The organism is Vibrio owensii CAIM 1854 = LMG 25443 (genome assembly GCF_000817815.1).
GTDB lineage: Bacteria > Pseudomonadota > Gammaproteobacteria > Enterobacterales > Vibrionaceae > Vibrio > Vibrio owensii.
In genome coordinates this window covers 32,398-42,501 of sequence record NZ_JPRD01000012.1, presented here as the reverse complement: position 1 = coordinate 42,501, position 10,104 = coordinate 32,398, and the positions used below count along the sequence as shown (strand labels likewise).

The 10,104-nt window shown below is 45.2% G+C and carries 13 protein-coding genes; 6 read left to right on the top strand and 7 right to left on the bottom strand.

Features of this window, described 5'->3' with window-relative positions:
- Window positions 1-863 (top strand): alpha-amylase family protein (locus H735_RS31605; protein WP_475349483.1); only part of this gene is annotated, 863 nt, incomplete at its 5' end.
- Between the two features lie 66 nt (window positions 864-929).
- Here H735_RS31605 and H735_RS06925 read toward each other — a convergent pair.
- Entirely contained in the window at window positions 930-1,919 is a 990-nt protein-coding gene (locus tag H735_RS06925; protein ID WP_020194076.1) for a zinc-binding dehydrogenase, read from the bottom strand.
- Window positions 1,920-1,993: 74 nt separating this feature from the next.
- The gene (locus H735_RS06920) at window positions 1,994-2,497 is read right to left on the bottom strand and encodes a lactoylglutathione lyase family protein (protein WP_005441115.1); all 504 of its coding nucleotides are present in this window, start codon (window positions 2,495-2,497) and stop codon (window positions 1,994-1,996) included.
- Between the two features lie 235 nt (window positions 2,498-2,732).
- Here H735_RS06920 and H735_RS06915 point away from each other — a divergent pair, with 235 nt between their 5' ends.
- A complete protein-coding gene (locus H735_RS06915) occupies window positions 2,733-3,512 on the top strand; it encodes an SDR family NAD(P)-dependent oxidoreductase (protein WP_020194078.1) in 780 nt (259 codons plus the stop codon).
- A 9-nt stretch (window positions 3,513-3,521) separates the two neighbouring features.
- Window positions 3,522-4,520 (top strand): AraC family transcriptional regulator, encoded by a 999-nt coding sequence (locus tag H735_RS06910; RefSeq protein WP_020194079.1) that lies wholly within the window; start codon window positions 3,522-3,524, stop codon window positions 4,518-4,520.
- Between the two features lie 102 nt (window positions 4,521-4,622).
- Here the strand turns inward: H735_RS06910 and H735_RS06905 are convergent, their stop codons facing one another.
- A complete protein-coding gene (locus tag H735_RS06905; protein WP_020194080.1) occupies window positions 4,623-5,726 on the bottom strand; it encodes a linear amide C-N hydrolase in 1,104 nt (367 codons plus the stop codon).
- Window positions 5,727-5,811: 85 nt separating this feature from the next.
- Here H735_RS06905 and H735_RS31600 point away from each other — a divergent pair, with 85 nt between their 5' ends.
- Window positions 5,812-6,342, top strand: coding sequence for a LysR family transcriptional regulator (locus H735_RS31600; protein ID WP_227741519.1), 531 nt, complete (start codon window positions 5,812-5,814; stop codon window positions 6,340-6,342).
- A gap of 14 nt (window positions 6,343-6,356) precedes the next feature.
- Complete coding sequence (locus H735_RS31595) at window positions 6,357-6,692, top strand: substrate-binding domain-containing protein (RefSeq protein ID WP_238320673.1); 336 nt, start codon at window positions 6,357-6,359, stop codon at window positions 6,690-6,692.
- A 34-nt stretch (window positions 6,693-6,726) separates the two neighbouring features.
- Here H735_RS31595 and H735_RS06895 read toward each other — a convergent pair whose 3' ends face one another.
- The 3 genes from H735_RS06895 to H735_RS06885 form a co-directional block, all read right to left on the bottom strand.
- On the bottom strand, window positions 6,727-7,170 hold the full coding sequence (locus H735_RS06895; protein WP_020194081.1) for a GNAT family N-acetyltransferase: 444 nt from the start codon (window positions 7,168-7,170) through the stop codon (window positions 6,727-6,729).
- 175 nt (window positions 7,171-7,345) lie between these two features.
- Window positions 7,346-7,906: an RNA polymerase sigma factor SigZ gene (sigZ, locus tag H735_RS06890; RefSeq protein WP_005442530.1), complete on the bottom strand. Its 561-nt coding sequence runs from the start codon at window positions 7,904-7,906 to the stop codon at window positions 7,346-7,348.
- Window positions 7,893-8,186, bottom strand: coding sequence for an ArsR/SmtB family transcription factor (locus H735_RS06885; RefSeq protein ID WP_005433559.1), 294 nt, complete (start codon window positions 8,184-8,186; stop codon window positions 7,893-7,895). Before H735_RS06885 ends, sigZ begins: the two co-directional genes overlap by 14 nt.
- A gap of 251 nt (window positions 8,187-8,437) precedes the next feature.
- Here H735_RS06885 and H735_RS06880 point away from each other — a divergent pair, with 251 nt between their 5' ends.
- Window positions 8,438-9,574: a permease gene (locus H735_RS06880; protein ID WP_020194082.1), complete on the top strand. Its 1,137-nt coding sequence runs from the start codon at window positions 8,438-8,440 to the stop codon at window positions 9,572-9,574.
- Between the two features lie 76 nt (window positions 9,575-9,650).
- Here the strand turns inward: H735_RS06880 and H735_RS06875 are convergent, their stop codons facing one another.
- On the bottom strand, window positions 9,651-10,022 hold the full coding sequence (locus tag H735_RS06875) for a YybH family protein (RefSeq protein ID WP_009704826.1): 372 nt from the start codon (window positions 10,020-10,022) through the stop codon (window positions 9,651-9,653).
- Window positions 10,023-10,104: the final 82 nt, after the last annotated feature.

Sequence of the window (10,104 nt, the reverse complement as noted above, 5' to 3'; positions counted from 1 at the left end):
AAAATGGTCGAATCTCGGGCGGTCCAACCGATCCTGGGTTGCCGACTTTACGCGTGTGCAAGCATGTTGTTGAGCAGCAACGTACTTACCTGAAAGCGCTTAAGGCTCTGGGTGTGAAAGGTTTCCGTATTGATGCCGCAAAGCACATGACGCTAGAACACCTAAAGTTGGTTTGGACCGAAGACATTACTCAAGACGTTCATATTTTTGGTGAAATCATCACAGATGGTGGCGCGACAGAAGAAGAGTATGAGTTGTTCCTAGAACCGTATTTGAAAGAAACACGGCTAGGTGCATATGATTTTCCGTTGTTCTCAACCATCTTTAAGGCGTTCTCGAAGAAGGGCAGTTTTAAGTCTTTGATCGACCCGTACTGTTTTGGTCAGGCTTTATCTAACCGTCGAGCAATTACTTTCGCGATTACTCATGATATTCCAAACAATGATGTGTTCTTGGATTTAGTCATGGATGAAGAGAACGAATGGCTGGCGTATGCTTACATTCTGGGACGCGATGGCGGTGTTCCGCTTATCTACACGGATTTAGACACCAGTGGTATCAAGGGCGTGGATGGTAAACCAAGATGGCAGAATGCGTGGAAGGACGCACGTATGGCAAAGATGGTGGCATTCCATAATCTTGTTCATGGCGAGCCAATGACGGTACTGGAAGGTAACGACGATATGTTGGTACTTCAGCGCGGCGAGAAGGGCATCTTGGTACTCAACAAATCTGCGCGAGCGCAATCACTGCAACTGACAGTGAACAAGGCTCTGGTTGATATGATGACCGGAGAAGAAGTGCCTAGCGGTGAAGAGATTAAAGTGGCGGCGAAATCAGCGATGCTGCTTGTAGAAAAGTAATACCCCTTAGAAGCGCAAACAGCTTTGGAGTTTGCGCTTCTTTTTTCCTTATTTGTCGCTTGGGATTTAGTCGACGAGTTTAGCGACGATCTTTCCGACCGTTCGTTGCTGACGAATAGACACTAGAGCTTGAGCGACGTCTTTTAATGCGACGACTTCCAATTTAGGCACCATTACCTCACCACGTTCTAACATGTGGGAGAATTCCACCCCAGCGTTAACGATAGAAGCAAAACCTTGTTCGCCATGCACATGACCAGAGCCTAAGCTCAGTTGGTGGAAGGTGAGCCCTTGCAAAAAGGCTCCTGGGTATTCGGTTGCACGCGTTGTTCTTACTAGCTCTACCATTTCACCTTCAAAACCAAGCACAGAAGCACACAGAATGTCGTTGTCGCCACCAACGCAGTCCAATGATACCTCTACGCCCAAGCCTTCAGTGATAGCCATGATCTGCTCACGTACATCCTCTTGTTTGTAGTCAATGACATGTGTTGCACCCAGCGAACGTACAAACTCGTGGTTTGATGCAGAGCTTGTAGTGATGATGGTTTCTACACCGAAGAAGCGAGCGAGCTGGATAGCAAAACTACCCACGCCACCAGAACCACCAGCAATAAAAATGCTCTTACGCTTAGAAATGTTCAGCTTATCAACGAGCGCTCGATAAGCCGTCCAGCCCGCACAAGGTGACGCGGCTGCGACTTCTGGAGTGACATCAGGGTGTGCAACTAACGTACGCGAGTCTTGAATCGCGTATTCGGCGAAACCACCGTTCACTCGACGCATGTTGCCATGATAGAGAACGCGATCACCTACCTGCCAACCCGAAACCTTGTCACCGATGGCAACGATTTCCCCCGAAACATCGAGGCCACCAACGAAAGTATCATCCATACCATCGACCATCTCGTGCCAAAGATTCACTTTCGCATCGACAGGGTTGAGCCCAACGGCATGAACTTTTACTAACACATCTAACCCACTCGCAATCGCTGGAGTGTCGATGTCGGTATAGGTGAAGGTATCTTGATCTTTTTGGTAAGTGATCGCTTTCATTCTTTTCCCCAAAGGGCACTTGCCCGAAAAATAAAAATCCAACGGCGCAATCACCGTTGGATAGCTTTGATGATTTATTGGTATGCGCCTGCTGAGTAAGTTAACTCGTAGCTGTGGCTGTAGATTTCTAGGATGTTGCCGAACGGATCTTCCATGTAGATCATGCGATAAGGTTTTTCGCCTGGGTAGTAGTAACGGGGTTCTTTCATGCGTTTCTTACCACCTGCCGCCACGATCTTTTCAGCCAGACCTTCGACATCAGGATCTTGGACGCAGAAATGGAAAATCCCAGTTTTCCAGTATTCAAAGTTATCTTCTGGATTTTCTTGGTTCTTGAATTGGAAAAGTTCTACGCCAATTCGATCCCCTGTAGATAAGTGAGCGATACGAAAACGCTCCCAGCCTGCGCCAAAGACATCAGTACACATTTCACCGATCGCACTGTCGTCTTCGACGATTTCAGTTGGCTCCATAATCAGATACCAACCCAGAACTTCGGTATAGAATTTTACGGCTGCTTCTAAATCGGGTACGGAAATACCAATGTGAGAAAACGTTCTTGGATATGGGATAGACATAACCTTTGCCTCTTCTGTGTGTTCATCCTGTTCAAAGCATATTAGCTAGTTCAATCTTTATCCAAAAATTATCATTTGTTCTCATTGTAATAAATTTATGTAATCAACGGTCTTTAATCAGGCTGGCACGATCGGCAAGTAAGATGTCATCTTCTGCCAGTGTGTGGCGCGATTGGATTGCATAAACTTTATCCATACCAACAACGACGTTAGCTCATACTAAGAGGACAAGCACATGACAAATACAGCATTAATTACAGGCGCATCAGGTGGTATCGGTGAAGAATTAGCGCGTATACACGCCGAGAAGGGGAGAGACTTAGTGCTTGTTGCCCGCTCTAAAGACAAGCTAGAGGCACTGGCATCAGAGCTTCGCGATAAACACAAGGTTCAGGTTGCTGTGATTGCAGAGGATTTGACTCAGGCTGATTCTGCTGCACGTGTGTTTGAGCAAACCGAAGCGCAAGGCTTGCAAATTGATGTGCTGATTAACAATGCAGGCTTTGGTGGACACGGAAAGTTCCATGAACGCGAACTGGTGGCGGACCAAGCTATGATGCAACTTAATATGGTGACGTTAACCAATCTGACGCACCTGTATCTGCAAGGCATGGTGGCGCGCAATCGCGGTAAGATTTTAAATGTGTCATCAACGGCATCGTTTATGCCGGGTCCATTACAGGCCGTGTACTACGCAACCAAGGCTTATGTTACTTCGTTTACTCAAGCGATAGCGGAAGAGCTCAGAGACACCAGTGTAACGGCGACAGCGTTGTGTCCGGGGGCGGTAGCGACGGGTTTTGTTGCTGCCGGGGATTTGCAAGGTGTGGAAGTGTTTAAAAATGCCAAGTCTCCTCGTTCTGTTGCAGAGTGTGGTTACAATGCGATGGAACAGGGCAAGTTGGTGGCATTCAACGAAGGTGGTTTGAAGTTCATGCTTGAATGGATTGTGCCTTTCCTACCGAGAAAATTGGTGCTAAAAATATCGCGTCAAACCATGGAAAAAAGTGCTTAGGAATCAAATATGATCAAGCGAGCGAGTCAATTCACTGTGTCTCAGAGCTGGAAAGTGCTGCTTAACGATATGGATATCGATCCACAACTGGTGCTGGCATACGCCAAGTTACCTGCCGACTTGTTCAATCGAGAAAAGGCAACGCTTAGCCCAAATGAGTACTTTCAGCTTTGGGTCGGAGTTGAACAAGCGTCTGGTGAGCGTGAGATACCGTTGCTCCTTGCTGAACATATGTCGGTTGAGGGGTTTGACGCCCCAATTTTTGCCGCTATTTGCAGTCCGAACTTGAACACCGCACTCAAACGGATTCAGCAATATAAGCCGTTGATTGGACCTATGGTAATGACGTTAGACGTTTCCGAAAAAGAAACAAAACTCAGCATCAGTTGCTATGGCCAACGACAAGCTCTACCTAAATCTTTGGCTTTGACAGAAGTGGTGTTCTTTACCCAGTTAGCACGTTTAGCGACGAGAAAGCGGATTCAACCGCTACAAGTTACGTTGCCTGAGCTTCCCAACAACCTTGAGGAATACCAAGCTTACTTTGGTTGCCCGTTGGTCAAAGGTGATAGCGTAGAGGTGCGATTTAAAGCGGAAGACGCAGTGCATCCGTTCGTGACTTCAAATGCGCAAATGTGGGGCTTTTTCGAACAAGGGTTGAACCAAAAGCTAAAAGATCTTGATGCCAGTGCCTCAACAGTAGAACGTGTTCGAGCAGTCTTGGTCGAGTCATTACCCGCGGGGAACAGTGCTATTGAAATGGTCGCGGACAAACTGGCAATGAGTAAACGTACATTGCAGCGTAAGCTCACCGCAGAAGCTGAAAGTTATCAATCCGTGCTGCAAATGGTACGGGCGGAGCTTGCCGATCACTATTTAGAGAAGTCTCAAATGTCACTGGGTGAAATCTCCTTCCTACTGGGATTTCAAGAAGCGAACTCATTTATTCGAGCTTACAGCGCTTGGAAGGGAATATCTCCCGGGTATTATCGAGACCAGTGTCATTAAGCACAAAACGAATAGAAAGGAAAAGCGCCGAACATGTCGGCGCTTTTTGAATGGTGCTTTTGTCCACACACCTTTCAAGTTCTGTTTTTTACGTAATCTGAGTTATTTCACTAAGTGCTGACCCATGACGCCATCGCCTTTTTCTAAGCGAGATGAAATGTCACCAAACAGATCCGGTAAGTCGGCTTTGATGGTGTAGTTATGTCCGTCATTCAACTTATTAAAGTCCACTGAGTACTGTGTATAACTGTCGTCATACTGGTAACGCACGTTCATTACTTTTTGGTCTAGGTTGTACACCAAACCATAGATGGTTGCATAGCCACGCATTTCGCCATTCACTGGGCGGTTTGCCGCATCCAATGGGATTTTGTAGGTCACACTATCCAGTTTCGCAATGCCATTGGTGTAGCTGCTAGGCTCTTTAAGCTGATCTTTCATGTAGCTGTTCCAGATAAAGCGCTGAGCAGAGTTGATGTTGCCCGGGAACGGGAACTCACCATTTACATCACTCTTCTCTTTTGGTTGTGCTTCTTGCCAGTTTTTCAAGTGTTGCGCGTACTCTGGGCTGTTAGTCATCACGTCATATTGTTTGCCATGATGCACTTGGCAAGCGCCGTCGATGTATTCCAACACAGCAGAGTCACCAAGTGAGTAATGTCCCTTCATTTCGATGCCATTGTGGCTGAACTGTTGGATTTGGATTGAATCTAGATTCTTCAATGCTTCATCAACGGATGCAAAGCTATCAATCAAATAGGTGACAAAGCGGGAGTTTTCAATTTGTTGTTTTCCCGCTTGTGGTGCGCCTGGGTTTTCTTCATCCAAGAACAGAGCATTCGCCGCAAAGCCTTTCTCGTTAAAGCCATCAATAATGCCAACGCCGTAAATACTCACACCGATAGAGGCGTATTTCGATGTCCATGTAAGCGCATCGTCTTTATCGTAGCCGCTGTAGGTTTGGCCCGCGTGACGAACATCAATGGTTGGCTGATTGGCTTCCATCCAATCCATAGTTCGAGAGACAAATACACCGTGGTCTTGAGTCTCCCAAACCAAACGTGAACACGCATTTGCTGCAGTAGAGATGCTGCCAACTGCCATTGCGACTGATGCTGCTAGAAGTACTTTTTTGCTAAAACCTTTCATTGAATTGCCCTCGTAACGTTTCAATACGAAGTCATTATTACGCTTCGTATTCACCATGTAATCTCAGTTATGTTGCAGATTTTGCAACAAAGTGGTTTGGATTGAGCTAAGATAAACGGGTTTATTGTTTGAGGATCTTCCTATGCCTAGAGCCAGTTTTGACCAACTTACTGCATTTGTTGCTGTCGCAGAGCATGGATCATTTAGCCAAGCCGCAAGGGTAATCGGGAAAGACAGAGCGACGCTACACCACCAAGTCAGCGATCTAGAAATTGATTGGGATGTGATCTTGTTTGAACGCAAAGGAAGGATACCAGTCTTGACGGAGGTCGGAGCTACGTTACTTACTCAAGCCAAGCACATTCTTTACCAAATGCAGTCTTTAGAGCTTTCCTGTGACAGCTACTCTCAAGGGGATGTTCCGGAGATAACGATTTGTCACGACATGTCAGTACCGTGTGATGCAATAGCGGACATCGATCTTTCTTTGCGCAAGCAATACAAGAGTACAGCGATTCATTGGTTACATCGCAGCCGAGATGAAGCGTTAGAAATGCTCATGACGAAACAAGCGGATTTTGCGGTGGTACTTAACAGCGGTAAAGCGTTCCCAACCGAAGGGATGTCGTTTATTAACTTGGGCTATCCGAGGTTTATCAGTAAAGTCCGATAGCGCAGAAACCTGTGGTGACTCTGCAGGATCTCGCGTCACATCATCAATACATTGCAGAGAATTTCAGCACCAGTGCACTTGGTAATCAACAGGTTATGTCACCAAACATCTCCCGAATCAGTAACATCGATGCGTTGATGCGATTATTGAAAAATGATGGCTTTGCCTTGCTTCCTCATCATTTAGTGCAAGCTCATGATGAGAAAGGCGAGTTTGTCCCGTTAAACATCGATTTTATGGCAAACGAAGGTCGTGCAGGCTATGTGTTACTAAAGCGAGGCAATACGTTAAGTCCTGTGCATCAAAAGCTGGTGGCGTTGGTGACCGAATGGTTTGATAAACAGGTGTAAAAGCCAGAACTTCCCGTTTTGGGTTCATACTGGATTAAGAAAGCACTAATCGTAGTGATATGTCACCATCATCGAGGATGCCATCCTCTTGAAATCCGAACGCACTATAAAGCTTACCTGTCTGCTGATTGGCGGGTTTATGCATCGTGAATAAGGTTTTCCCGCCGAGTTGTTTCACTTCTTCAACTAACAAGTTGAGTACTTGCTTTCCATAGCTTTTGTTCTGGTGATCTTTGTCGATCATAAAGCGGAACAGCCAGTAAATGGAGCAATCAAGCGGCTCGTCTTCATGGCAAAACGCAAGCAAACCGATCACCGTCTCTTGCTCATAAATCACTTTCAATCGGTAGTCGGTTTCAAAGCGTGACTGAGCAATCGTAATCGCGTTGGAGGCAAGGTTTTCTTCTTGTTCTGGGTGAAGATTGAGGCGAATACAATCTAGATAGTTTTCTTTGGTGAGTTCTCTTAGTGAGATCATAAAAATGAGCTTCCTTCTTCCTTAAAGCAGGAGAAGTAAAGCTTACTATTCAGCAAGATAGCAAATGAGAGAGCGGATGAAGAGATAAAGCTGTGATTGAGTTCATGGATAGGCGACTCAATAACGAGCCGCCAAGCTATCGGTATTCATTGTGAGGTGGGCATTCAGCGAGGGATTAACATTTATCGCAAGAAGCACCGTTTTGGTTGCAATCTGTCATACGACCTTGTTTGTCGAACGAGAAACTGCAACATTCTTCAAATAGCTTTTTCAATTCGACACGTCCTCTCTGTACGCGCGATTTGAGGGTTGAGTAGCTGATACCTTGCTCTTCGGCTAACTTCTTCTGGCTCATGCCTTCAAGCTCAATAGAAGAGAGCAGTTGCGATTGCTCATCTGGTAATGCTTGCACAAACGGCGCAATGCACTTTGACAGTTCTTGTTTCAGGTTTGATTCTTGCTCTTCAAACCAAAGATCGTCAGCAACGAGGTCATTATCACGCTGATTTCGAGCGCGTTTACGGTAGAAATCGATGATGGCGTTATTCGCGATTTGGAAGAGCCAAGATTTGACGCTTGATACATCACGAATATCCGCAAGGTTTTGATAAGTCTTAAGCAAAATCTCTTGCTTTAAGTCGTCTACATCATCTTCATTGCTGACTTTCGAGCGCAAGAACGCATGAATAGCGTGCTCATATTCGCTCCAAATTGATTCGAGGTTAGCAGTTTTCATTGATGCAACACTCGTCACGCAAGAAACCAATAACCGTGTCTAAGCATTCATACTCAGCAACACAATATAAAGTACGACCTTCACGACGCTGACTGATTAAGCCGGCTGAGGCTAGGCTCGAAATGTGATGAGAAAGGGTAGAGGCTGGAATACCAAGTTTATCTTGTACGCCACCTACCGCGATTCCTTCATAGCCTGCTTTGACCACCTCTTTATAGATACATAAACGGGTAGGGTGTCCTAGCTCTTTGAGCGCTTTTGCTACAGCTTCGAGTTCCATACTGACCTCTTGGAATGACAGACGATAAATACATTTCGATGATAGTGAAAGTGTGGGTGAATAGCAAACAAGAAAAATTCCATAGTTAATTAATTGATTATTAAGACTTTAAAATATATTTCGATATTTGTCGAAATATAATGGTTGACGCGTCGATTTTTAATTCTATAATTCGAGAAAAATAGAAATGAAGAGTTCAGCTTCATTAGGAAATTTACAGTTACTGATGTGACATCAGTAGGAGAATCAATATGAATCCAGAAATCATGACCATGGCTAAGGAAGCGCTTGATATGTTTGCGTTTCTAGCAACCGAACTTATCATCCTATTCCTAGCAATTAGCTACATAGTGGGAGTGTTGCAAGACTTTCTAACGCCAGAAAAAATTCAATCTATCCTGAGCTCGAAAAAGGGTAAAGGTTACTTCATTGCTGCGCTATTAGGTTCGATTACGCCTTTCTGTTCGTGTTCGACCATTCCTTTCTTGAAAGGTTTATTGCGTGCAAGAGCAGGTTTTGGACCTATGATGGTGTTCCTATTTGCTAGTCCACTACTTAACCCAGTGATCATTGGTTTGTTTGTAGTGACCTTTGGTTGGAAGGTAGCGGTATTCTACTTTGCTATCGCGATGACAGTGTCTGTGGTTGCGGGCTATGTTCTTGAAAAGCTAGGCTTTGAACGTTACGTAAAACCAGAAGCGTACGAAGCAGCAGGCACCTCTTCATGTGGTACATCTTGCGGTGATTCAAGCAAGAAAAAAGAACAAACGAAACCGGTATCAAGCTGTGGTACCAGCGCTTGTGGCGAACCTGCACCAGTTGCAGCAAAAACATCATGCTGTAGTGAGCCAGCGCCTGTGGTAGCGAAAACATCTTGTTGTGGTGATAGTGCACCAAAAGCAGAGCCTAAAGTGGAAGTGTCTTGCTGCTCGTCAGACGGTAGTGCAACAGCGACCATCGTGGAAGAAAAAGAGCCTAGCCGCTGGGTACGTATTTGGCACTCAACTTGGAAAGACTTCAAACAAGTGTTCCCTTACCTAATGATGGGTATTGCGATTGGTTCATTCATCTACGGCTTCATCCCAACGGATCTTATTGCGGAGTACGCAGGTGAAGCGAAGTGGTACGCGATTCCAGTAGCAGCAATTATTGGTATTCCATTGTACATCCGTGCAGAGGCAGTTATTCCACTAAGTGCGGCGCTAGTACAAAAAGGTATGGCACTGGGTTCGGTAATGGCACTTATCATTGGTAGCGCAGGCGCAAGTCTTACAGAAGTGATTTTGTTGAAATCAATCTTTAAGAACCAAATGATTGCAGCCTTCCTATTCGTTATCTTAACGATGGCAATGGGCGCAGGTTACCTATACACCTTCATCTTTGCTTAATTTAATTAAGTAAACTGAAAAACAAAAATCCCCAAGTTTCGGCTTGGGGATTTTTTAATTCTGAAAGACTTAAAGCTTATCGTTCGCCAAGCACTTCGAATTCATCGTAAGTTAGGCGAGACAACCCATCTTCTTGAATTTCCCATAACTCTTTGTGCACGACACCAAACGCTTTGTTCATTGTCCAATCTGAAGTAAGAATGTAGCCATTTTCACTGTCTTTTTCCCACTTGGTGTTGGTGTAGTCCACGCTGTTAAAACCTTGGTCCATGATGTTTTGCCAGAATGCTTGGATCGCTTCACGTCCCTCAAAGGTGCCAAATGGTTTTGCAATCATAACCGCATCTTCTGCGTATTGTGCTGCACAGCCCGCAGCGTCTTGATTATTGAAAGCGATTTGCCATGCTGAGATGCCTGCTTGAGCGCGTTCTAAAACTGATTGAGTCATCCTGAATATCCTGTGATTGGTGTTTGTTTATGTAGCAATCATAGGGTTAGAATTGAGATAGAAAAACAAAGTAATAAGAATT

What these genes read in the sequence shown, in the direction of transcription:
- H735_RS06885 (WP_005433559.1), bottom strand. Translation starts at nt 8,186, where the DNA reads ATGGAACTCGAAGCTGTAGCAAAAGCGCTCAAAGAGCTAGGACACCCT.
- H735_RS06875 (WP_009704826.1), bottom strand. Translation starts at nt 10,022, where the DNA reads ATGACTCAATCAGTTTTAGAACGCGCTCAAGCAGGCATCTCAGCATGG.
- H735_RS06895 (WP_020194081.1), bottom strand. Translation starts at nt 7,170, where the DNA reads ATGATCTCACTAAGAGAACTCACCAAAGAAAACTATCTAGATTGTATT.
- H735_RS06915 (WP_020194078.1), top strand. Translation starts at nt 2,733, where the DNA reads ATGACAAATACAGCATTAATTACAGGCGCATCAGGTGGTATCGGTGAA.
- H735_RS06920 (WP_005441115.1), bottom strand. Translation starts at nt 2,497, where the DNA reads ATGTCTATCCCATATCCAAGAACGTTTTCTCACATTGGTATTTCCGTA.
- H735_RS31600 (WP_227741519.1), top strand. Translation starts at nt 5,812, where the DNA reads ATGCCTAGAGCCAGTTTTGACCAACTTACTGCATTTGTTGCTGTCGCA.
- H735_RS06925 (WP_020194076.1), bottom strand. Translation starts at nt 1,919, where the DNA reads ATGAAAGCGATCACTTACCAAAAAGATCAAGATACCTTCACCTATACC.
- sigZ (WP_005442530.1), bottom strand. Translation starts at nt 7,906, where the DNA reads ATGAAAACTGCTAACCTCGAATCAATTTGGAGCGAATATGAGCACGCT.
- H735_RS06880 (WP_020194082.1), top strand. Translation starts at nt 8,438, where the DNA reads ATGAATCCAGAAATCATGACCATGGCTAAGGAAGCGCTTGATATGTTT.
- H735_RS06905 (WP_020194080.1), bottom strand. Translation starts at nt 5,726, where the DNA reads ATGGTGAATACGAAGCGTAATAATGACTTCGTATTGAAACGTTACGAG.
- H735_RS06910 (WP_020194079.1), top strand. Translation starts at nt 3,522, where the DNA reads ATGATCAAGCGAGCGAGTCAATTCACTGTGTCTCAGAGCTGGAAAGTG.